Source organism: Dyadobacter sp. HNCC25DJ186 (assembly GCF_056895235.1).
In genome coordinates this window covers 207,611-232,709 of record NZ_JBXHAS010000009.1, presented here as the reverse complement: position 1 = coordinate 232,709, position 25,099 = coordinate 207,611, and the positions used below count along the sequence as shown (strand labels likewise).

15 protein-coding genes are annotated in these 25,099 nt (G+C 42.3%); 13 read left to right on the top strand and 2 right to left on the bottom strand.

The window, feature by feature from the left end; translation table 11 throughout:
- Positions 1-93 precede the first annotated feature (93 nt).
- From AC1XUO_RS23295 to AC1XUO_RS23240, 12 genes are all read left to right on the top strand, one after another.
- Positions 94-2,607: a phosphocholine-specific phospholipase C gene (locus tag AC1XUO_RS23295; protein ID WP_483332240.1), complete on the top strand. Its 2,514-nt coding sequence runs from the start codon at positions 94-96 to the stop codon at positions 2,605-2,607.
- Between the two features lie 298 nt (positions 2,608-2,905).
- A complete protein-coding gene (locus tag AC1XUO_RS23290; protein ID WP_483332239.1) occupies positions 2,906-3,502 on the top strand; it encodes an RNA polymerase sigma factor in 597 nt (198 codons plus the stop codon).
- 74 nt (positions 3,503-3,576) lie between these two features.
- The gene (locus tag AC1XUO_RS23285) at positions 3,577-4,833 is read left to right on the top strand and encodes a FecR family protein (RefSeq protein WP_483332238.1); all 1,257 of its coding nucleotides are present in this window, start codon (positions 3,577-3,579) and stop codon (positions 4,831-4,833) included.
- 227 nt (positions 4,834-5,060) lie between these two features.
- Positions 5,061-8,666 carry a TonB-dependent receptor gene (locus AC1XUO_RS23280; protein ID WP_483332237.1) on the top strand — a complete coding sequence of 1,202 codons (3,606 nt, stop codon included), beginning with the start codon at positions 5,061-5,063 and terminating at the stop codon, positions 8,664-8,666.
- Positions 8,667-8,678: 12 nt separating this feature from the next.
- Complete coding sequence (locus AC1XUO_RS23275) at positions 8,679-10,358, top strand: RagB/SusD family nutrient uptake outer membrane protein (RefSeq protein ID WP_483332236.1); 1,680 nt, start codon at positions 8,679-8,681, stop codon at positions 10,356-10,358.
- Positions 10,359-10,388: 30 nt separating this feature from the next.
- Positions 10,389-11,546, top strand: a complete 1,158-nt coding sequence (locus AC1XUO_RS23270) for a glycan-binding surface protein (protein WP_483332235.1) — start codon at positions 10,389-10,391, stop codon at positions 11,544-11,546.
- An 18-nt stretch (positions 11,547-11,564) separates the two neighbouring features.
- Entirely contained in the window at positions 11,565-12,440 is an 876-nt protein-coding gene (locus tag AC1XUO_RS23265) for an IPT/TIG domain-containing protein (RefSeq protein WP_483332234.1), read from the top strand.
- 263 nt (positions 12,441-12,703) lie between these two features.
- Positions 12,704-13,300 (top strand): RNA polymerase sigma-70 factor, encoded by a 597-nt coding sequence (locus AC1XUO_RS23260; protein ID WP_483332233.1) that lies wholly within the window; start codon positions 12,704-12,706, stop codon positions 13,298-13,300.
- 146 nt (positions 13,301-13,446) lie between these two features.
- Positions 13,447-14,634 carry a FecR family protein gene (locus tag AC1XUO_RS23255; RefSeq protein WP_483332232.1) on the top strand — a complete coding sequence of 396 codons (1,188 nt, stop codon included), beginning with the start codon at positions 13,447-13,449 and terminating at the stop codon, positions 14,632-14,634.
- A gap of 265 nt (positions 14,635-14,899) precedes the next feature.
- The gene (locus AC1XUO_RS23250) at positions 14,900-18,163 is read left to right on the top strand and encodes a TonB-dependent receptor (protein ID WP_483332231.1); all 3,264 of its coding nucleotides are present in this window, start codon (positions 14,900-14,902) and stop codon (positions 18,161-18,163) included.
- A 17-nt stretch (positions 18,164-18,180) separates the two neighbouring features.
- On the top strand, positions 18,181-19,797 hold the full coding sequence (locus AC1XUO_RS23245; RefSeq protein WP_483332230.1) for a RagB/SusD family nutrient uptake outer membrane protein: 1,617 nt from the start codon (positions 18,181-18,183) through the stop codon (positions 19,795-19,797).
- Between the two features lie 219 nt (positions 19,798-20,016).
- Entirely contained in the window at positions 20,017-22,539 is a 2,523-nt protein-coding gene (locus AC1XUO_RS23240; RefSeq protein WP_483332229.1) for a glycoside hydrolase family 95 protein, read from the top strand.
- Between the two features lie 93 nt (positions 22,540-22,632).
- Here AC1XUO_RS23240 and AC1XUO_RS23235 read toward each other — a convergent pair whose 3' ends face one another.
- Together AC1XUO_RS23235 and AC1XUO_RS23230 are read right to left on the bottom strand one after the other, a co-directional pair.
- The gene (locus tag AC1XUO_RS23235) at positions 22,633-22,935 is read right to left on the bottom strand and encodes a hypothetical protein (RefSeq protein WP_483332228.1); all 303 of its coding nucleotides are present in this window, start codon (positions 22,933-22,935) and stop codon (positions 22,633-22,635) included.
- Positions 22,936-23,122: 187 nt separating this feature from the next.
- Positions 23,123-24,049, bottom strand: a complete 927-nt coding sequence (locus AC1XUO_RS23230; RefSeq protein ID WP_483332227.1) for an NAD-dependent epimerase/dehydratase family protein — start codon at positions 24,047-24,049, stop codon at positions 23,123-23,125.
- Positions 24,050-24,180: 131 nt separating this feature from the next.
- Between AC1XUO_RS23230 and AC1XUO_RS23225 the strand changes: the two genes are divergently transcribed.
- Entirely contained in the window at positions 24,181-25,074 is an 894-nt protein-coding gene (locus tag AC1XUO_RS23225; RefSeq protein ID WP_483332226.1) for a LysR family transcriptional regulator, read from the top strand.
- Positions 25,075-25,099: the final 25 nt, after the last annotated feature.

The following is a 25,099-nucleotide window of genomic DNA, read 5'->3' as shown; positions in this document are numbered from 1 at the left end:
TTTGGCAAGCATTAATCAATTGTCAATTCCGGCGAAATGCAGTTGAAATATTTACTCATTTTCAGCCGGCATCTGCAAAGTACAAATATCAAAATGAATTCAAGGCGAGATTTTTTAAAGAAGGCAGCGCTTCTGTCCGGTACAGGCGCGATGGCAAATATGTTGCCTGCTGTGATTGAAAAGGCATTGGCGATCAATCCGGCATTGGGCAGCACGTTTTATGATGCGGAACACATCGTGTTTTTGATGCAGGAAAACCGGTCATTCGATCACCAGTTGGGCACGTTACAAGGTGTTCGGGGATATAATGATCCGAGGGCGATTTCACTGCCGGATAAAAATAAAGTCTGGCTGCAAACCAACAAGGAAGGCGAAACTTACGGGCCTTTTCAGTTGAACGTGAAAGATACCAAAGTGGCCTGGATGGGTTCAATTCCGCATGGATGGACAGACCAGACTGATGCCATGAACGGTGGAAAATATGACAAGTGGCTGGATGTCAAGAAAGCACGAAACAAAGATTATGCAAAAATTCCATTGACGATGGGTTATTGCGATCGTAAGGATTTTCCGTTTTACTATTCGTTGGCAGATGCATTCACGGTTTGCGATCACAATTTTTGTTCGAGTATAACGGGTACGCACCCTAATCGGCATTACTGGATGACTGGTACCGTTCGTGAGAAAAACGAGGTGGAGGCAGTGGCGCATTTGTGGAACAACAGTAATTTTGAATATCCTGAATTGAGCTGGAAAACGTATCCGGAACGCTTGCAGGAAAACGGTGTTTCATGGAAAGTTTATCAGAACGAGCTGACGATGGGATATGGTTTGAAGGGTGAGGAAAGCGCGTGGCTGAGTAATTTCGGTACGAACGTTCTGGAATATTACAAGCAATACAACGTGCGTCTGCACGAAGGTGGAATCGCTAATTTGCAGACTAAAAAGGAAAATATTTTAAAGCAGATTTCTGATCTGGAAAAACAGCCTTCTGACGAAAAATCAGGTCAGCGGCTTGCGGCAGCAAAAAAACTGCTGGGATTAATTGAAACTGCGCAATCCAGATTTACGACTGATACTTACAATAATCTTTCCGAGCAGGCGAAAGAATTGCATAATAAAGCATTTATCACCAATATCAACGACCAGTATTACCACGAACTGGAAGCATTAAAATATGACGACGGCGGGAATGAAAGAGAGCTGAAAGTACCAAAAGGAGATGTGTTTCATCAGTTTCGGGAAGATGTCAAAAACGGAACTTTGCCGACTGTTTCCTGGCTGATGCCGCCAGCTCACTTTTCGGATCATCCGGGGCAGCCTTGGTTTGGGCCTTGGTATGTGAGTGAAGCGATGGAAATTTTGCTGCAAAATCCGGAAGTCTGGAAAAAGACGATATTCATTGTCACCTATGACGAAAACGACGGATATTTTGACCACATGGCTCCGTATGTCGTTCCGAATCCTTACAAAGAACATACTGGAAAAGTATCAAAAGGTATTGATCCGAAAATGGATTTTGTGACACGCAGCCAGCAGACAAATCCGTCTATGTCTGAAAGTAATATCCGGGAAGGTGCAATTGGCCTAGGTTACCGTGTTCCGATGATTGTAGCGTCACCCTGGTCGCGTGGAGGTTTTGTCAATTCAGAAGTTTTTGACCATACTTCATGTTTGCAGTTTCTGGAAAATTTCCTGGAAAAGAAATTCAGTAAGAAAGTTAAGGAAGAAAATATCACGCAGTGGAGAAGGACAATCTGCGGCGATCTGACCTCTGTTTTCCGCCCTTACAATGGCGAAGAAATTACCAAACCTGAATTTTTGATTCGCAAACCATTTATTGAAGGAATTCATCAGGCGCAATTTAAAGATGCACCAGCGAATTATAAACAATTGACCGCTGAGGAAATTAAGCAGATCAATACAAACCATGCGGAGTCACCTTACTTTCCAAAACAGGAAAAAGGCGTTCGTTCGGCTTGTCCGCTGCCTTATGAGCTTTACGTGCACAGTGTTTTCAACAAAGAAAAAAACAATGTTGAGCTTTCGTTCAGTGCTGGAAATAAGGTTTTTGGCAAAAAAGCAGCCGGTTCGCCGTTCCGTGTTTACGCGATGAACCCATACCAAAACGATTCATTAAAATCCTGGGATTATAGTGTCGCGGCCGGTGATATTTTGCAGGACGAGTATAAAATCGAGGACTTTGAAAACGGTAATTACCATTTCAGGGTTTATGGGCCAAACGGATATTTCCGGGAATTTACCGGAGATGCTAAAAATCCGCTGCTTAAAATCAAATGTACCTATGAATCAGCGCGCCTGAATCCGTCGCGGTTAACGGGAAATATTGTGGTTACGATTACAAATCATGATACAAAACCACATACATTATCCATCTTTGACAATAGTTACAAAGCTGGTGTCCAAAATAAGGTGGTCGCAGCTGGTGGACAGACTTCGCTGACGCTTTATCTTGCTAAAAACTTTAACTGGTATGATTTCAGTGTAAAAATAAAAGGAAACGAAAACTTTGAAGAACGTTTCGCCGGCCATGTTGAGACAGGCGTTGTTACGAAAACTGATCCGCTGATGGGTGGAATAGTTTAGTAAATCAGAAATAAAAATATAAAGAGCCGGTTGACGATAAGTCATCCGGCTTTTTATATTTTGATCCACCCAAAATTTTTATGATATTATTTTATCATAAACCAATACAAAATCTTTCCAGCTCCGATCATGTCATTTTTTTGCAGCCCGCGATTTGCACGGCAACTAAAATATTGCCTAAATTTGGTTTGAATTAAATGGAGAATAAATATAATATTGTCGTTCGTGATCAGTGATTACCTCTCTCAATATTTAAAAATTTCGCCATTTTAATTTAAGTTTTTGATAAACAGATATAATGGCCGGACTGACAGATGAGAGGGAGTTGATGGATCGCTGCGCAGGCGGCGACCGGGATGCATATGCCAGGTTGTATAGTGGTTATTTATCTGCCCTTTTGAAATACATCTATCTCTTTACAAAATCAAGAGAATTAAGTGAAGAGATCGTTCAGGATGTTTTTGTGAAAATCTGGGAGAAAAAAGAAGGACTGTTGGTAGTTCAGGATTTTCAGGCTTACATTTTCAAAATTGCTAAAAATCATCTTCTCGACCATATTCGGAAGGAACAATCGCAATCTCGCTTTTTTTCTTTGACAGCTCCGTTTTCGGAAGTTTGTAACAAACAGGCAGACGACGATTTGATTTATGGACAATATTACCAGCTTGCACAAGACGCAATTAATCTGCTTCCTGAAAAAAGAAAGCAGGTTTTTGAAATGAAAACGAGAGAAGAATTATCGCTCGATGAGATTGCAGATCAACTTGGTATTTCTAAATCAGTAGTAAAAAAACAACTTTATGCGGCAACTGGTTTTGTTAAAGATTACCTGAAAAGACATGGAGAAATAACAGCAGATATGATAATATTCATGTATTTCTTTCTCCCTATTTAATTAATTCAAAAAAAAGTAAAAATAATTTTAATACTGAGGGGTTCTTTTCGACGGTCAATCCGTCTTCTCAGTATATGGAGGAAAATTACTACACCGAATTTCTTGAAAGGTATATCCAAAACCAGCATACGCCTGAGGAGCATGCGCTGTTTTTGAAATGGTTCAATTCCATTTCTTCGCAGCAGGCACAGCAGGTGATGAATTACTATGCACAAATTGCTGGTCACCAACCTGATTTTAGCCAGGTTGATGAAAATACTTCCCTGATCAAAAAAATTGAAGACCGCATCGATCAGATAGAAAATCCGGCTTATGAGACCGAAGCCAGTGTTTTCGGTTTGTGGAGTCTGTTGCGAAGGTTTTCTGCTGCGGCGGTGATCGTGCTTATTGGTATTGGTAGTTACTATATTTTTCTGAACAAAACGAGAAAACCGGAAATAGCTAACCAGAAAATCGAGACGAACGATGCGGCACCGGGTGGAAATAAAGCGATGCTGACTTTATCTGACGGCTCAAAAATAAATCTGAATGAGGCAGATGCCGGACAGATCGCCAGCCAGTCGGGCATTAAAATTAATAAGGTTACAGATGGGCAATTGGTTTATGCAAAACAGGGAGCCAATAGCTTGGCAGATAATAAAACAAATATCTTCAATCAGATCACCACACCCAAGGCAGGACAATACCAGATCGACCTTTCCGACGGAACAAAGGTCTGGCTCAATTCACTTTCTTCTATCCGTTTTCCTGCTGTTTTTAATGGAGATGAGAGAAAAGTAGAAATTACCGGAGAGGTTTATTTTGAAGTTGCTTCCTATCGCCAGGATAATCGGAAAATTCCGTTTTTAGTTGTTTGTAATAATCAGGTGATTGAAGTTTTGGGTACTCATTTCAACGTAAATTCTTATCGCGACGAAGCGGTCGTGAAAACTACGCTTCTTGAAGGAAGTGTGAAAGTGTATCCGCTGCAAGGTTCGGCCGGGAAAGCTGGTCAGTCGGTTAAATTGAAGCCGGGCGAACAGTCCATTGTAAAACAATCAAAAGCAAACGCATCCGGAATTGCGGTGGAAAAAGTGGACACCGAAAGTGCGATTGCCTGGCAAAAAGGTTTTTTCAAATTTAAGGATACGAATATTCAGGAGGTTATGCGACAACTTTCGCGGTGGTATGACCTCGATGTGGTCTACAACGGGCCTTTACCTGAGGAGCAGTTTACAGGTTATGTATCAAAAAAGGTAGCCGTTTCCAATGTTCTCGCAATCCTTGAAGAAGGAGGTGGAGTGAAGTTTTCTGTAAAAGACAAAAAAGTCGAAGTGATGGCGGCTGAATAATCATTTAAAAAAAACAATTAATCCTTTACGCTACGAAAATGACAAACGACAGTTGACCTACTTCACTGCTGGATAACCCAAAAAAAACACTCCGGATTGGCGTCCGAAGTGTGATCATCTACACTGAACTCTTTGGCCGGAATCAGTATAGCAGATGTTCAGGTTACAGACAGCCACGATTTTTTGCGAACCATTAACATGTACAATCACCTAAACAATGTAAAAGTATGAAATATGCTTTACTTAATCAACGCGGGTATGCGCGCCTGATTCCACTCGGTTTACAGAGATGGGAATGGTTGCTGCCGGCAGGCCTAAAACTAAAATTTGCTAGAATCATGAAGCTGACAGCCTTTCTCTTTTTTGTGGCTTTTATGCAAGTCAGCGCTGGCGTATATTCTCAAACCGTTAGGCTGAATGAAAATAACAGCGGACTTGAAAAGGTTTTTAACGAAATCAGAAAGCAGACCGGGTATAATTTCTTGTACAACAATAAGTTGTTGAAAAATACGCGTCCTGTTAACATTAAAGTAACCGGTGAAGAGCTGAAATCCGTTCTTGACCGGGTCTTTGAAAATCAGCCTTTGAATTATTCGATTATTGATAAAACGATTGTTGTCAAAAAAAGAAAATTGACAGCAGAAAGTATCAAACTTCCGGAAAGCTCACGGGAGAGTATGTCATCACCGGAGATTGCAAAAACGGATATTAAAGGCGCTGGCTCATTGACTAACCGTATTTCAGCCTATCAGACTGCCGTTATAGATATTACCGGAAAAGTCATTGACGAAAAGGCTGAGCCATTGCCGGGCGTGAGTATCGTGATCAAAGGTTTGTCGCAGGGAACAACAACCAGCGCGGACGGGAAATTTTCCCTGGCGGTTCCAGGCACAAGTTCGGTATTGATATTTTCATTCGTAGGTTATGTGCCGAAAGAAGTTGTAGTAGGAAATAAGAGTGTGATCGATGTAACACTTCTCGTCGATACAAAAGCGCTGGAGGAAGTTGTCGTGGTTGGGTATGGTGAGATGAAAAGAGCTGATCTTACCACGGCGCAGACTTCGGTTTCGGCGAAAGATATTGGCAGAACTGTGAATACGACAATTGAGCAGGCTATTCAGGGAAGAGCAGCCGGGGTTTACATCACACAAAATTCAGGTCAGCCGGGTGGTGGTATTTCAGTTAATATCCGCGGGGTAAATTCAATCAGCGGAAGTAACGAGCCACTGTATGTCGTTGATGGCGTTCAGATTCCGGGACAATCAGCATCTTACGGCGCGCAAAGTTCTTCCAACCCACTCGCTGGCTTAAACCCGGCAGACATCGAATCCATTGAGGTTTTACAAGGTCCGTCGGCCACCGCTATTTACGGCTCACGGGCAACTAACGGCGTTTTAATCGTTACCACAAAACGTGGAAAAGCGGGTGATACGAAGATATCTTATGGTTATCAGTACAGCTTGCAAACCGCACCGGCACCGCTGAAAGTGATGAATTTGCAGCAATATGCGCAGATGGTTGGTGAATATCATTTGCTTGCGGGCGGAGAAACGCCACAGGAGTTTTTAGATCCGTCGCTGCTTGGCCCTGGCACTGATTGGCAAAAAGAACTATTTAAAAGTGCTCCGATGAACAAACATCAGCTTAGCCTGAGCGGCGGAACGGATAAAACGACCTATTATTTGTCGGGAGAATATCTGAAACAGGATGGCGTAGCGCAGGGTTCTGGTTTTGATCGTTACGGTTTCCGGTTAAATCTTGATAATAAACCACGAAAATGCGCTTCGATCGGAGCAAATTTAAGTTTTAACCAAACGAATGATAATCTTACAACCAGTCAGGAAAACATTATTGCAAGCGCATTGCAATTGACACCTCAGGTTCCTGTGAGAAACATCGATGGCTCATGGGGCGGGGGCGACGAGAACAACGGAGCAAACCAGTTCGCGCCTGTGAATCCGATCGCGATTGCAAACCTGACAACGAATAAATTGGTCAGAAGACAATTTCTGGGTGGGCTTAATCTGGGTATTGAAATTGCTAAGGGCCTAAATTTTAGATCTTCCTTCAATACCAATCTAGGGTTTTCAAATTCAACCTATTACATCCCCACTTATGCGATTGGATGGGCGAGGAATGTCACAGCTACCCTTACGAACGGAACTGGAACGAATACCTATTGGAACTGGAACCAGCTTTTGGAATATACAAAAACATTCGGAAAGCATAGTATCAATGCCATGGTCAGCCATGAAGCCCAGGAGTCAAGTTATAAAAATGTGGGAGCGACAAGAACTGGTTTTTTAACCAATGACATTCTGGATTTGGCCGCTGGCGATGCATTAACTTCCAGCAATACAGGCGGTTCTGGCGACTGGGCGATGGAATCGTATCTTGGGAGATTAAACTATAATTACGGCGACCGCTATATCGTCATGGGTACCGTAAGAAGAGACGGTTCGGCGAATTTTGGTAAAGATAATAAGTGGGGTGTTTTTCCTTCTTTATCAGCAGCATGGAGAGTTTCTCAGGAAGCATTCTTCCATGTACCTTTTATTAATGAACTGAAATTACGCTTTGAGACTGGTGTTACCGGAAATCAGGGAAGCGGTGGGATTTATTCGCCGATGGGTACTGGTGCAACGCCGACAACAACCGGTTTTCTTCCAACAAAATATAGCAATCCTGGTTTGAAATGGGAGGAAACAAAAACGAGTAATTTTGGTATCAACATTGCCCTGCTGGATAACAGAATTCAGTTTGAGCTGGATTATTATATCAAAAACACAGATAACCTTTTGATGGAAAAACCCTTACCGTGGTATATGGGTACAAACGGTAACGGTGCGGTAGGTTCACCGACGGTTAACATCGGGGCGCTTCAAAACAAGGGTTTTGGGTTTACGATCAATACAACGAATATGAATCGTGGCGGTTTTAAATGGGAAACCAGTTTCAATATTTCAAGTTTTAAAACCAAAATTAAATCCTTCTATTCTGAAAGTGCTTTTGTTGATCGTACATCCTGGTGGTTACAGGACTGGACACAGCGCTCAGAAGTTGGAGAAGCTCCGTGGCTTTTCCGTGGTTACATGGAGGAAGGAATATTTCAAAATGTGGCGGAAATTGACGGAAGTGCGGTTCCGGTTGATAACAATGGAAACAGGATGCCGACAAACATAGACAATATCTGGGTTGGAGACGTGAAGTTCCAGGATATCAATGGCGACGGGAAAATCACCGAAGCGGACCAAACTGTGATCGGTAATCCATGGCCAAAAATGTTTGCAGGTCTGACCAATACGTTTTCTTATAAAGGTTTTGATTTGAGCCTTTTGTTCACAAGCACTTACGGAAATGATATCTATAATTATCTGGGCAAACTGAACACCAACGCGAGTAATATTAATCTGAGCCGTAACCTGCTGGTTCATGCAATGGATTATGCGAAACCAGTTATCAGCGAAAGCGGTGAGGTAACATTATCAAATCCAAATACTGACGTAGCGCGGATCTCGAACGGACCTAACGGAAACTTTACCCGCCATACCAACAAATGGGTTGAAGATGGTTCTTTTATTCGTCTTAAAAATGTTTCGCTGACTTACAATGTTCCTTCCGCATTTATGTCAAAACAGAAAATTGTAAGAGGAGCAAGATTTACGGTTGGCGCGCAGAATGTTTTGACTTTCACAAAGTATACCGGCTTCGATCCGGAAGTTGGGGCTTATGTTTCAAGAGATTCGAGTCCTGGAAACCAGGCGATTGGTCTGGACTATGGTCGTTATCCGCTGACTCCCGTTTACACTTTTAGTTTGGGTTTAGACTTCTAAAAACTGATTCACATGAAAAATTTCAAATATATATACCACTGGATTGTTGTCCTGATTCCTGCGTTGGTGTTGTCTGCTTGCTCGGAAGATTTTTTGGAACGTCCCCCGAAAGACTCCATTGTTGATGCAAGTTTTTACAAGACAGATGACCAGGTTTTGGCTTCAACGGCACTGCTTTACAGCAGAGTCTGGTTTGACTACAATGACAAAGCATCTTACAATATAGGTGATTTCAGGGCTGGAACTGCATTTTCCGCTTATAATGACCGTGGTAACGTTTTGTTCAACACAACGGGCAACACACCTGAGAATGGCTCAGCCTGGCGATCCTTTTTTATAGTGATCGGCCAGTCAAATCTTGCAATCAGCAACATCAATCAATATGCAGGCGAAGGAGTTACCCCTGCGATTAAGCGAATGGCCATTGCAGAAGCGCGATTTATGCGCGCCGTTGCTTATCGTTCCCTGGTAATGAACTGGGGTGCAGTTCCAATTATTGAAGATAATATCAAAATACTTTCTGATACTTCGGTTTCAAGAAATACACCAGAGAGCGTCTGGAAATTCATAACGAATGAGATGCGCGCCGTTGTTAATGATCTTCCAGAAACTCCAATACGCACAGGAAGACTTACAAGATGGTCAGCGGAAGGAATGCTTGCGAGATTTTATTTGAACCGGTCGGGTTTAGATGCTAAAGGAGCAGGTCAGAGAAACCAGGTTTTTCTGGACAGTGCCAAATATTATGCAGACAGAGTTATTACAAACAGCGGAGGCAGCCTGCTTAGAAATTACTCAGACCTGTTTCTTTTTCCTTATGACAACAATCCGGAATCGCTTTTTTCTCTGCAATGGGTTTACTCACCGGGAGCATACGGAACGCAAAACACCTCGCCATCTTATCTGGCATATAGCGCTGATATTGCCAATGGCGACGGCTGGGGAGGCGATAAAAGTGCAACCTGGTGGATGATTTCGCAGTATGAAGGAATCAAAGCGACAGCAACAGGTTTGCAGGGAAGAACGCTCGACCAGAGGTTAAAAGCAACTTTTATGCTTCCAGGAGCTTCTTATCCGGAAATCACACAGAGCATAACGGGCGGTGAACAAAAACTCGTATTCCCTTTCACAGGATCGGATAATAATTTCGTATCGATTAAAAAATACATTACCGGAAAAGCCAAAGACGTTGGTGGACAATCTGCATCGCAGAATTATGGAAACGATACCTACATGATGCGTCTGGCAGAAATGTATCTCATTTACGCCGAAGCAGTTTTGGGAAACAATGCATCCACGACCGATCCAAAAGCCCTGGCCTATTTCAATGTTGTGCACATGCGTGCCGGGTTGCCGGTTTTTGAAGATCCGTTGACTTTTGATGTGATTTTCAGGGAACGCCTTTGCGAATTTGCAATGGAAGGGATGGCCTGGTACGATCTGGTAAGTCTACATTATTACGATGCCGCAAAAGCTTATTCCATCCTGAACAGCCAGGATCGCGGTTTGTTCTTTACTGCGCCTGATCAATTCCCGAATCCAACTTCGTGGACTTTTACGAAAACGAGCTGGGCTACGACGGAAAGAACAATTGTTGCCAATAGCGGTAATTTTCTTTTACCAATCCCATCAGCCGAGTTAAGTCAGGCGCCGAATTTGCAAAAACCTCCGGTGGATTATTACGGGAAGTAAATTTTTGTGTTGCTCAAAACAGATATTCAAATGAAAAAAATATATAGCAAGATCCTGTTTATGACCGTCCTGGCGGCATTGATCAGTATAAATTTTTCCTGTTCGGAAAATGATGAACCTGGCGGCGGACAGCCAAGTATCAAGTATGTTCGGGTTACCAGACCAGAATCCTCCGATTCTTTACTGACGGGTGCGTTCCAGGGGAGTTTGATCGCAATCGTTGGAGAAAACCTGGCCGGGGCGCAGGAAATCTGGTTCAATGACCAAAAGGCGACTTTGACACCAACTTATGTTACCAGTAAGTCGATTCTTGTCAGCGTGCCAAGTCTGGTGCCGGCTGACATTACCAATAAACTGAGGATTATTTTCGGAGGCGGACAAACGCTGGAACACGATTTCGAAGTGCAGATCAGCGAACCGACGCTGTCCAGTATGAACAGCGAGTATGTACCTGATGGTGCCGTGGCAACAATCAAGGGCGACTTTTTTTACGAACCTCTGACCGTCACTTTTCCGGGAGGAATCGTAGGGGAACTGGTTTCGGTAGAAGATCAAACCATCCAGGTTCGTGTTCCGGCAGGCGTAAATCCTGGTCAGATCACTGTAACGACTAAGTTTGGCGGAACGAAGTCTGACTTTTGGTTCAGAGATAACCGTAATATTTTCCTGAGCAGTGATCCGTTTACCGGCTGGTGGAACGAGAAATATGTGGTTAAAGAACCGGTTGAAGGTGATCCGGTTGCTATCAACGGAAATTATATCCGTGTCAAAGAAGCCATTGGAGGCTGGGCCTGGAAAGAAGTTGCCGGCGGACCGCCGGATGCGATGGGGGCAATCAGCAAAAATGTTCCGGATGATGCGATTTTAAAACCTGCTGATTATAACCTGAAATTTGAGGTGAATACCAAGAAGCCTTACAATAATAATATGCTCAAAATCAACGTGGGCCTGAACGATTTTGTAACTGACGCTTGCCAATGGGCACCCCCGATTGATACCAAGGGAGAATGGGTGACCATCGTGATTCCGTTTGAAGAAGTTGCAGGAAGCTATGCAAGCGCAGGCGTCAAAATGGCTGTTAATCCAAATGGTTATTTCACACGTTTACTCTTTCACGGAGGTGGCGATCTTGATGCTGATATTGCACTTGATAATTTCCGGGTTGTGCCAAAAGTTCTTAAAAAATAGCTTATAAAACATCTGACGATGAAAATAGATTTTAACAAGCGGTTCATAACCGCACTATATCTGGTCCTGTTTTTCGGAATCCTGATTGCATGTAAAGATGATGACGTGACGACTTCCGAAGAGGTTCAGCTTTTAAGTTTCGGGCCTTCGGGGCTGAAGCCGGGAGAGAATATCAGTTTCATAGGTAATAATCTCGACAAAGTGACTGCGATTGAACTGACGGGTGCCAGTATTCCAAGTTCAGATTTTGTTACCCATACGGCCGAGCTAATTGTGTTAACCGTTCCGAAGGAAACTGATGAAGGGTTTGTGACATTAAAAACTGCTGCTGGCGATATTGTTTCCAAAACAATATTGAGTTTTGAAGTACCTGTAACCATTCAGTCTGTAACGGCAACAGCGAGGCCGGGAGATAATATTACGATTACGGGAGAGTACATGAACTGGGTGAGAGAAGTCCGTTTTGCCGGAGACACGGCTGTGGTACAGTTCGTGAGCCAAACCATGAATGAGCTGGTTGTGACAGTTCCGTTGGGAGCTGAGACCGGGCCAATTCTTCTTTCGACGGGTGGAACAGAACCATTGTCGATTGAAAGTGAAACGGAGCTCGTAGTTGCGCTCCCTTCAATCACAGCAATGACTCCAAACCCTGCGGAACGAGAAAGGAATCTTGTAATAAAAGGTGCGGATTTGGATCTTGCCATGGGTGTATTATTCAAAGGGGTAGTGGCGCCTGTGACGGAATTCGTAAGTAAATCTGCCACTGAAATTGTTGTTGTGGTTCCCAAAACTGCCGGTAAAGGTCTGGTTTCACTGGTTGCTTTTTCAGGTGTTAATGTTGCTTCGGCCGATACTTTGAGATTTGTTAATGATGCGGTTGTCGCGACAAAATAGTCACGTTTTTGATTAAGTTTTTGATAAAGACCGGGGGTTGTAGCAAACCTCCGGTCTTTTGTTTAACAGCTTTTGATTGCATGGTTATTGGTTGGAATATCAGACATGTAATATTTTAGTGATCATTGTTATAGTTATATTTTGTTTACAAAACTTTTGCTTTGTATTAAATTTTTAATAAATTATTAATATGTTTGCAGTAAATACCGAATAATATATTGTTTGTAATTACTTTTATCGGTAAAAATTAACTGGCAATAGGTGTGTTAACCCACGATCTGAAAAACGAAAAGGAGCTGCTTATACTTGCTGCACAAGCGGACGAAGGTGCATTCACTACGCTTTTTCATTTGTATAAAAATAAACTCTACGCATACCTTTTTCGCCTTACAGAATCTGATACGTTATCGGAAGATATTGTCCAGGATGTATTTATGAAACTCTGGAACGACCGTCAGACTTTGTCCTCCATTGATAATTTCGGCAGCTATCTTTTTAGAATGTCGAAAAATCATGCGATCAATTATTTCAAGCGAATGGCGCAGGAAACATTGATCATGGCAGAAATGTATGGACGGAATTCTTATGTTCATAATGAAACACAGGATATTATCGCATTGAAAGATGTTGAAAAACTGTTGAACGAAATTCTGGAAAAACTTCCTGCGCAGCAAAAGATCGTATACCACCTTAGCCGGGAAGAGGGAAGAACACACGATGAAATTGCTAACCTGCTTAAAATTTCTCCGAACACAGTCAAGAACCATATCGTTCAGGCTATGTCGACCATCCGTACACAGCTTCGCATGCATGCTGATACGATGCTTCTGGTCTCAATAATGTTTGCTCTGAAAAAATAAATCAGCTTTTTTTCAATACTGACTAGTCCCTTCGCTTTTCTCATTTGTCTTTTATTTGGTTATATGCCCGTTAGGGTTTATTTCTATTCTGGTTATTTGTTTTCAGCTGAAATAATTAATTGTAATAAAAGATTTTAACGTGTAAAATGGAAGTGGAAAGGATTGAGTATCTGACTAAAAATTTCTTTGCTGGGAATTGCACGGAAGCTGAAAAGCTTGAACTCTCGTTATGGGTAAATCAAAATCCTGACGATGAACGGATCGCTTCGCTTCTGGAAACTTCCTGGCAGGATTTTGTACCCAAAATTGAAATGTCAGAGAAATCCTCAGATCGAATACTTTCCAGTATTTTGTCTGAAAAAGAAGAAGCAGCATTTGACGATTTCTCTTCTACTCAAATAGGAACAAGATCTTTATGGCCGAAAATAGCTGCGGCTGCTGTACTAATATTGGGTTTTGGCTTATATTTTTTAATAGGTTCACAGAAGGAGCAAAAGCAGGCTCAGGATTCTACTTCTAAAACTACCAACAGCGACTTGCCGCCGGGAGGAAATAAAGCAGTTCTGACCTTAGGAGACGGCTCGAATATTGTTTTGGATAATGCCGGAAACGGAAATCTGGCAACGCAGGGAAATACTAATATTTTGAAATCCAAAAATGGTGAACTGGTTTACAAAAATGGTAACCAGGTTAACGAAGCAGTTGTATTTAATTCCTTAACCACGCCAAAAGGCGGGCAATATCATATCGTTTTGCCTGATGGCTCAAAAGTCTGGCTAAATGCGGCTTCAAGTTTAAGATTTCCAACCGTTTTTACTGGTAATGAAAGACGGGTTGAAATCACGGGCGAGGTTTATTTCGAAATTGCGCATAATGCGAAAATGCCTTTTATAGTAAAAGCTAACGACACCGAGGTTGCTGTTTTGGGAACGCATTTTAACGTAATGGCATATACTGATGAGAAATTTCTGAGAACTACATTATTGGAAGGTTCGGTTAGAGTATCAAAAGGAGGGAAGTTTGCACTGTTGACGCCAGGACAGCAGGCCAGGTTAAATTCTTACGGAATTAATGTGCTGAGCAATGTCAATATCGACCAGGAAATGGCATGGAAAAATGGCTTTTTTCAGTTTGAGGACGACAATCTGGAAACGATTATGCGGCAGGTATCACGCTGGTATGATGTAGATGTTGCCTACGAAGGAAGTGTAAGCCGTGAACGTTTCACCGGACGCCTGCCACGAAATGCTAACATTTCAAAGGTTTTGAAAATTTTATCACTCAGCGGATTAAAATATAAAATAGAAGGAAAAACAATTACTGTAACTCCATAACCCAACGAACACTTATGACGAAATAGACACCTTTACTACATTCAGAAACAGGTGTTGTCTCTATGCATTAACGCAAAAAAAAGAACGGGAACGTTGCAACCGTCCCGTTCAGAAGAGTCAGCACGTTCACAAATTATCTCAAACCGTTTAGTACAAACCCAACAACAAAAGTATGAATCACAACTCTTTAATCCAAAAGAGGCCTGGACTGTCGTATATAGCTGACAGGTGTCCCCGGCTTCTTTCAACCAGAACTATTTTGGTTATGAAAATGATCTTTATTTTTTCGCTGGCTTTTTGTATGCAGGTGAGTGCCAGCAGCTACTCACAGAAAATTACAATGGTGGCGCAAAATGCGACGCTGGAAAAAGTGCTTAAAGAAATCGAAAAGCAAAGTGGTTACTCTTTTTGGTATAAAACTGAATTGATCCAGAAGGCTGAAAAAGTAAGTTTCACGATCCGGGAAAGTAGTCTGGAAAACGCGCTGGAAAAATGTTTTAAAAACCAGCCGTTTGAATATTCCATTGTTGATCAGACGGTCGTGCTGCAACCCAGGAAACAGACCAAGCTAATCGCGCCGGTCAAAGAAATTCTCGAACTGATTAAAGGTCGTGTTGTAGGTTCGGACGGAAAACCACTAATAGGTGTTACGGTCATCGTAAAGGCAAGCAAACTTGGTACTACAACGGATACGGATGGAAACTTTTCGGTCAGTGCGGCTGATACGGACGTGCTGGTTTTCTCCTACATCGGTTTTACTACGAAGGAAGTTTTAGTTGGAAAACAAAGCAATATTGCTGTCGCGATGGTCGAAAGCAATACCACGCTTAACGAAGTGGCAGTGGTAGGTTATGGTCAGCAGTCGCGAAAAAATCTTTCAAGTGCCGTGAGTACCATTAAAACGGAAGAGCTGAACAGGGGAGCCATTACGGATGTGGGACAATTATTGCAGGGTAAAGTTCCCGGTTTGAACATTACGGCCAGCGGAGATCCGAACAAACCAGCAGCAGTTGTTATGCGCGGCGCATCAACGATAAATAGTGCACAAGGACCATTTTATGTGATTGATGGTGTTCCGGGTGCAGATATTTCTACCATTGCGCCAGATGATATTGCGTCAGTTGATGTTTTAAAAGATGCTGCGGCAACTGCGATATATGGTAACCGGGCGGCCAATGGCGTGATCATGGTCACTACGAAAAAGGGAAAACCCGGGCAAATGCAGATTTCTTACAATTCTTATGTAGGTATCGAAAAAGTATCAAATAAACTGGATATGATGAACGCGGCTGAACTGCGGTCATTTTTAGAAAAAAACAGTATTGGTTTTTCGCCGGCAGATGACAAAGGCGCAAGCACAGACTGGCAATCAGCGATCCAGAAAAAAACAGCAGTTTCAACCAATCACAACCTTTCATTCAATGGAGGCGGTGAGCATACTACTTACAGTGCCAGTTTGAATTTTGTGAAAAAAGATGGGGTATTGCTGAACAGCTCATTGCAGCGATTTATTGGTCGTCTTGGTATAGAACAATTGGCTTTGAAAGATAAATTGAAATTCAGTTTTTCTGTTACCAATTCGCATAGCAGCGCGGACGACGTGCCGTACAGAAATACGGTTTTGCTTCAATCTGCTATGTACCTGCCCGTTTCACCGATTAAAAACGAAGATGGAAGTTATTTTGAAAATTTCCAGAATACGAATTACTACAATCCTGTTGCGATGATGAACAACAGCGAAATGAATACCAAGACGAACAATCTGATCGGAAGTTTCAAAACGCAGGTTGAACTTCCTTTTGGACTTACTTATAACATTGACCTGTCATACCTGAATTCCACTGCGTTGCAAGGTTCGTTTTATAACAAATATTTTACGTCCAACTACAACAACATGTACGATAATCCGGATCCGGGTGTTGGATTTCACTCAGTTCAGGTTTTTGGGAGAAATGGTCAGGCGAGCAGAAGTTCTTACCAGAATACCAACAAAATTCTGGAAACGTATTTAACCTGGAACAAGGAGTTTGGAGACCATTCGATTAACGCAGTGGTCGGATATTCCTGGCAAAACAATAAAATCGGAGAGGGTTTTCAAGTAACGACCAGCAATTTGCCTGTTGATAATATCAGCTACAATAACCTGGCACTGAGTAATCCTTATGGAATTTCGGGTTATCAGATCAGTTTCGGACCAGACGGCATTTACCAGGAAACACAGCTAATCTCTGATTTTGCGAGATTTAACTATAACTATAAAAGCAAATATCTCTTGCAGGGATCGATCCGGAGAGACGGAAGTTCTGTATTTGGTGAAAATAATCAGTGGGGATATTTCCCGTCCGTAGGAGCGGCGTGGCGTATCAGTCAGGAATCTTTTATGGAAAACCAGGCTTTTTTCAGTGATTTGAAATTGAGAGCAAGTTATGGTGTAACAGGAAATGCAACGGGTTTCAATGCCTATACGGCACAGTTTATTTCGGGAAGTCTGGGAACTTACTATTACAATGGTGCACTGACCGGCGCATACGGCCCGACAAAATCTGAAAACCCGAATCTAAAATGGGAGAAAACGGCAACGACAAATTTTGGATTAGACTTCTCAGTTCTCGGAAACAAAATCAGCGGTTCGCTTGAATTGTATGATAAAAATACAACCGGCATGATTTACTCCTATACGGTTGACCCGATTCTGGTACCGTCAGGAAGCATTGTTGCTAACGGTGGAAGCGTTAATAACAAAGGGATCGAATTTAACCTGAGTGCAAAAGTTGTTTCCAAAACAAAGTTTAACTGGACAACAAGCGTTAATCTTGCCCACAACCGAAACCTGATCACAAGTTTATCAAACCCATTGTTTGCAGGGGGTGATTCAGTTCTTCTTTCCCGGCCGGAAGGTGGCGGGCAGTCAGGCAGATCTTTACAGATTTTGAAGGCTGGAAAGCCGCTCGGTCAGTTTTTTTCCTTCCAATATGCGGGTAAGAACGACAATGGCGTATCTCAGTTCCTGGCAGGTGACGGCAGTCTGACCACAACACCGATTGTTGGTAAAGACTATCACTATATGGGAAGTTCGCAGCCGAAGCTTTTGTTGGGATGGAATAACAATTTCAAATATGGCAATTTTGATATGAATGTCTTTATCAGAGGAGCTTTTGGAAATAAAATTTTCAATGCGACCCGTGCAGATCTGTTCAGGCCGAATACTGCTCAGTATACCAATATCCTCAAAGACGCTGCTGATGAATCTGTGAAAGATATCAATGCATATTTTTATTCATCCAGATTTCTTGAAAACGGCAGTTTCGTCCGGTTTGACAATGCTACGCTCGGTTACAGCTTCAAAAAATTAGGTCCTTTTGTGAAAAACCTGCGGGTTTATACTTCGGTAAACAACCTTTTTGTCATCACAAAATACACAGGAGTTGATCCGGAAGTAAATCAGGGCGGGATTGCCCCGGGAGTAGATTACAATAATTTCTATCCTAAAACCCGCACGTTTTTGTTCGGACTTAACATTTCAATTTAATCCTAAAACTTGAAATCATGAAAAGATCATATATCAAAATAGTATTGTCTGCTTTGCTGGCTGGTGTTATGGTTTCCTGCCATGACCTGGAAGTGCCGGTAACAACCGAGCTTACAACAGACGTTTTTCCAACATCTGCGGAACAATATATTTCTGCCTCAGGCCCTGCCTATGTTGCATTAAGAGGAAATTTCGGGGCGGAATATTTTCAGCAGCAATCCTATACTACCGACGAAGGCATTATGCCTGCGAGAGGTGGAAACTGGTATGACGGCGGTCAGAACCAGACATTTCATTACCACAACTGGACAGTCGACAACAGTTACATTAATGGCAACTGGACCTGGATGTCTACGATTATCGGAGTTTCGAATCAAACCATTTCTATTCTCAGGTCAAAAATGCCGGATGGCCCGGCGAAACTAACCGCCCTTGCGGAGATTAAAATGGTGCGTGCATTTTCTTATTTCATGATGATGGATAATTACGGAAATGTACCGCTTGATACGCTATACGGCGATTTTACCCCACGCACCAATACACCGCGTGCAGAGGTTTTCAATTTTATCGAAAAGGAAATCAATGATGCTCTACCTTATTTGAGCGATGTTTCCGGCGTGCCTACTTACGGGAGAGCCAACAAATGGACGGCTTATGCTTTGTTGGCAAAAATGTACCTGAACGCGGAATATTACACAGGCACAAAACGCTATGACGATTGTATTGCGGCTTGTGACAAGATCATGAGTTCGGGCTTATATGCGCTCGAACCAAAGAGCAGTTATCTGAAAATGTTCTACCCTACGAATGGCCCGCAACTGAAGGAATTTATTTTCGCTATCCCGTATGACCCGGCAGCAACCAACACGTTTCCTTTCCGTTCGGTGAATAACCGATCAAGATATGATGTGCCGAGAAGCGAAAATAAGAAATTCAGTCTTCCGTTCACGCCAGCCGGATGCGCGAGCACATTACCAGAATTCTACGCAAATTTTAACGACAAAGACGATGTCAGAAACGGGCAATGGCTTACAGGTCTTCAATTCATGAACGACGGCGTAACGCCTGTTACGGTAACAACGACGAACATCGGTTATGATCAGTTTTACAAAGGCGACAGCCCGTCTGCACCGTATACTTACCAGGTAAATTTGACGCCACAAGTTATTCTTAGACAAGATGTTAATGCCTTTGATGCCGGAAACGATGAAATTGCATGGCACATGGGTTACAGGAATATCAAGTTCTACCCTGATGCAACTTCTTTGAACAGAAACCAGAATAATGATATTCCTATTTTCCGATATTCGGATATTGTTCTCATGAAAGCAGAGGCAATTCTGCGCGGCGGGTCTGCGACACTCGGCCATACACCGTTACTTCTGGTTAATCAGCTGCGTGCGGAAAGAACAACAGCTCCTGCGTTGGCAAGCGTTGATCTTGAATTTATTTACGCAGAAAGGGCGCGTGAGTTTGCATGGGAAGGCTGGCGCAGAAATGATATGATCCGCTTTGGGAAATATGAGGGAAAATGGGGTTTTAAAACAGATGCTGACGTAAATCGCCGTATCTTCCCGATTCCGAGAGTCGCATTGCAGCTTAATCCGGTTTTAAAACAAAATCCTGGTTACTGAGCATTTCTATATGTCTATTCCTGAACCCGTAAAAAGTTGATTTACAATTCAGCAATTTATTTAAAATAGATTTATTGCAAAAAATGGCATACCAACCACACTGGAAGGTACGCCATTTTTGAATTTATGGAAAGTAGAAAAACGCGCCAAAGACTTTGTTCACTAACACAATTGCTAATGAAAGACATGCGTTTACGATTAAAAACAAGACACTTTAAAATGATTAGGTCCCGCTTATTTTCCATAGGGGTCATGATTTTTGTCCTGACTTCCCCCAGGCTTTTTGCTCAGAAGGATTTAAAACTTTGGTACAGGCAACCGGCCAGAAACTGGAACGAAGCTTTGCCCATCGGCAATGGAAGAATAGGAGCGATGGTCTTTGGCGGGGTTAATGAAGAACTAATTCAGCTGAATGAAGAATCGCTTTGGTCTGGCGGGCCGGTCAATCCGAACCCCAATCCTGGTGCGGTAAAATATCTTCCTCAAATACGTAAAGCGCTGGAAAACGAGGACTATAAGCTTGCAGAGGATCTTACGAAAAACATGCAAGGGTTGTTTACAGAATCCTATGAGCCGCTCGGAGATCTGATGATCAGGCAGGATTTTGCAGGAACGCCAACAGCATATCGAAGAGAACTTGATATATCAAATGCAACATCAACGACAACATTCACCGTCGATGGCGTAGAATATAGTCGCGAGATATTCATTTCCGGACCAGATCAGCTGATGGTTATCAAACTGAAAGCTGGTAAAAAAGGTGCGTTGAATTTTTCAGCTTCGACAAAAAGTCAATTGATATATACGAACGTCAGTATTGCAAAAGATGAAGTGGCTATGAAAGGGCAGGCGCCCTCTCACACGGATCCAAGTTATAACCAGACAATGGAAATTCCGGTGATTTATAACGATCCGTCCAGATGCCGAGGTATGCGTTTTGAACTCCGGATGAAGGTAAAGGAATCTGACGGAGAAGTGACTTCCGATAGTTTGGGTTTGAACTTTCGTGGTGCGAGTGAAGTGATTCTTTTAGTTTCTGCTGCTACAAGTTTTAATGGCTTTGATAAATGTCCGGATAAAGAAGGGAAGGATGAAGTGAAGCTCGTTGAAGGTTATCTGAAATCGTCCGGCCCAAAAAGTTATGACGCGATGAAGAATGATCATGTTGGCGATTATCAGCAATATTTCAACCGTGTAAACCTCGTTTTAAACGGCAATCCAAAGATGGACCTGCCAATGGATGAGCGTTTGAAAAACTATACAGAAGGTGCAAAAGATCCGGGTCTGGAATCATTGTATTTTCAGTTTGGTCGATATTTGCTGATTTCCAGCTCACGCCCGGACGGAGTACCAGCAAACTTACAAGGTATCTGGAACCATGAGGTCCGTCCGCCCTGGAGTAGTAATTTTACAACGAATATCAATACGCAGATGAACTACTGGATGGCGGAATCTGCAAATCTTTCAGAACTGCATACACCGTTACTGGAGCTCATCAAACATATGGAGGTGACGGGGAAAGAGACAGCCAGGAACTTTTATAACGCAAATGGTTGGGTCGTTCATCACAATTCTGATATCTGGGCGACTTCGAATCCGGTAGGGGGCAGTCCATCCTGGGCCAACTGGCCCATGGGAGGTGCCTGGCTTTGTCAGCATTTATGGGAGCATTATCAATTCACCGGAAACAAGGAATTTCTATCAAAAACGGCTTATCCCTTGATGAAATCTGCTGCTTTGTTTTGTATCGATTGGCTTATCAAAGATAAAAATGGCAAACTAGTTACTGCGCCGTCCACAACACCTGAAAATATATTCCTGACGGAAAAGGGGTTTAAAGGGTCCGTTTCTGTGGCCACGACAATGGATATGTCCATTATTTGGGATTTGTTTACAAACCTGATTGAGGCTTCGGAGCGACTGGATACAGATGCTGATTTTAGGAAGACTCTGATTGAGAGACGTAGCCAATTATTTCCTTTGCAAGTGGGGAAAAAGGGAAATCTTCAGGAATGGTCCAAGGACTGGGAGGATACCGAACCGGAGCACCGGCATATCTCACACTTGTTTGGACTATTTCCGGGACGCCAGATTTCGCCCCTTAAATCTCCGGTTTATGCCAATGCTGCCAGAAGAACCATGGAGCTTCGCGGAGACGGAGGCACAGGATGGAGTAAAGGTTGGAAAATAAATATCTGGGCCAGGTTACTCGACGGGAATCATGCTTATAAATTGATTCGCGAACAATTGAAACTTACCGGTGTAGAGGGCACGAATTATGCGAAAGGTGGCGGCACATACCCAAATTTGTTTGACGCACACCCGCCGTTCCAGATCGACGGAAATTTCGGGGGCACTTCGGGAATCACAGAGATGCTTATCCAAAGTCATGACGGATTGATCAATATTTTGCCGGCTATTCCGGATGACTGGGTCAGTGGAGAAGTGAAAGGTTTAAAAGCCCGCGGAGGTTTTGAAGCCGATGTTGCCTGGGCGAATGGCAAAATTACTTCGTTGATTATCAGATCAAAACTAGGTGGGAATTGCAGAATTGGTATACCTAATTCCTTGAAGTCCTCGGGTACAGTGAGATTGGCACCAGCAAAGGGAGAAAATAAAAATGCATTTTTCAAAAGTGTTCAACCAGCAGTAGGGGAAATGGTTTTAGTTAAAAAGGGAAGTCTTGCTGTTGATTTTGAAACTGAATCCGGTAAGGAATATATTTTTAAAGCTGTTAAGTAGCATATAGGTAATTTTTTAAAGACAAAGAGGGCAGTCGTTTATAACGCTGTCCTCTTTGTCTTTAATTTTTTTTTCATTAAATTATCTGGTGGTTTAAGATTCTATTACCCACATCCAGTTTTTTGGCCAGCAATCTGAATTGATCTTCTCATGAATAATCAGTTCATCGTTGACAAATTCATATCCTATCAAGCTTCCGCCCTGATTTTCTACATCCGATTTCGCGATGTTGTGGAGTTCAATCCAGGTTTCCGAAGTAATTTGGTCAGTGTCCAGCCATTTTAATGACTCCCATTTAGGATTCTCAGAATTGTAGACGTATCGCAGGACTAAATAATGAAGATAGGAATCGCTATTGAGTCCCATGACGGAAGGTTGTTTTTTAATAATTTTCATGATTTTAGAGACGGTTCATATTGGTGAGAAACATAGTAATTATAGAAAGTTTTGTCAAAAAAACAAATCAATTCTACCCCAATTTATTTAGAGGAGATTGATTGTAAAAAAAATCCCGGTCAACAGCATTCGTGTAGAAAGCGTTAACCGGGATTAAAGAGAAAATATTAAGGGGACAAGTTTTATTTTAAAACTTCTGATGGACGGCTTTATAAGAACCTTCTTCAATATCCTTCAAGATGGAATCGTATTTCGGTTGCCAGCCTAAAATTACTTTTGCTTTTTCGGAGCTGACCAAGCTGTTCGAAGCAAAACCGAATGCGGCCGCATCCGGTCCCCATTTTTCGATAGCACGATCCAGCGTAATTGATTCCGTTTTCCCCTGGAAATTTAGCAGCTTACTAATGCTTATTGCAATATTCTTTAACGACGTATTTCCGTTCTCTGTATAAAAATACGAGCCGTCAGAAGCTTTTTCAAGTGCCAGTACATACAGTTCGGCAAGATCTTCAATGTGGATATTCGACCATTTATTCTCACCTTTTTCAATGTATATACCCGCCTGCCTTTCTTTCGCAATTTCGATCAGCATCGGTATCTGAATACTATTCTGTTTGATACCCGTTCCTGTCCCGTAAATCATGGTCGGGACCAAAACAATCGTGCGGATATTGTCCTTGGCAGCAGCCAGAATATGATCATTTAGTGCAACCCTATGGAGTTTTTCCAATCTTGGCTGTACGGGAATGTCCTCCGAAAATACAAAATCATTCAATTCTCCTCTGGCATTGTCACCTACAAGGCTTGATCCCGATGTAAAAATGAAAGTTTTTCCTGTGCCTTTTAATTCTTCGAGAAAAGTGATCACAGAATAAACGTCGTCCGCGTCCGCGGTGTGGATAATCGCATCGGCATCAGCAGCAGATTTACGCAAAATTTGCATGTCATGGATCGAGCCCATGACAGGTATCATTCCTAATGCACTTAATTTTTCTGCATCCGCCTGTTTTCTGACCAAGGCAGAAACATGATAACCTTTTTTAAGAAGAAGCGTTGCAACTGATCCTCCGATGTAACCAGTCGCTCCGGTGATGAAAACATTTTTTATAGACATGTAGATTGATGTTTAATATATAATGGTTTGCAGCAATGCCGCAAGAATCTTTTCACAAAGTTGGTGTGAAAAGTGTTATCATAAAAATAAGTACTTTTATAGCTTGGTATTATAAAAATGATAGTTAAGCGATGGTGAATCTGGAATGGTACAGGACTTTTAAAGCGATTTACACCACAGGCACGCTTACAGGCGCAGCGGAGACTTTGTTTATTTCGCAGCCGGGCGTAAGTCTGCATTTGAGTTCTCTGGAAAGTTATGTTGGGTATAAATTATTTGATCGGACAGCAAGAAAAATGATCCCGACAGAACGTGGAAAAGTATTCTATAATTTTATAATAGAGCCGCTTACAAAACTTGAAGAAGCGGAAAAGAATTTTCAGAAAAGCACCGAAAAACAAACGCCGACGATCAGCGTAGGTATGTGTTTTGAAACTTTTCAGATTACTTTGGAGCAATATATTTCGACCTTGCCTTTCAACGTGATAATCCAGTTTGGCCAGTATCCCGAAATGCTCGATAATCTTGAAAAAGGTATCCTGGACCTTATTATTACACCTCAGAAGGGGACCAGCGCAAATATTGAGCATGAGGCATTTTCTTCTGAAACCATTGTATTGGTTGGTGGCAATGAAATTGATCACGAAAAACTTGATGAGGTCCTGGCGGAGAAAAATCCGGAAACTTTGGAGAAATGGTTAAAACAACAAAAATGGTATGGCACAACGGGAGACATGGAACATCTCAGGAAATTCTGGCAGCTCAATTTTAACAAATATCCCGATTTTCGTCCCAATTACATAGTCCCTAATTTGAATTCCATTGTTCGTTGTCTGACCAGTGGTGTTGGCCTGGCTATTATTCCTGATTTTCTTTGCAAAAAGGAAGTTGACAACGGCCAGATAAAACTTTTGTGGGAAGGCAAAACAAAGTTGATCAACACGTTATACTTCGGTACACGGAAGAAAAATATGTACAATGAAGAAACTGATGTAATTAAAAAATTATTCAGAGAAGTAATGTAAATGAATTATTTTGATCATTTTAGAA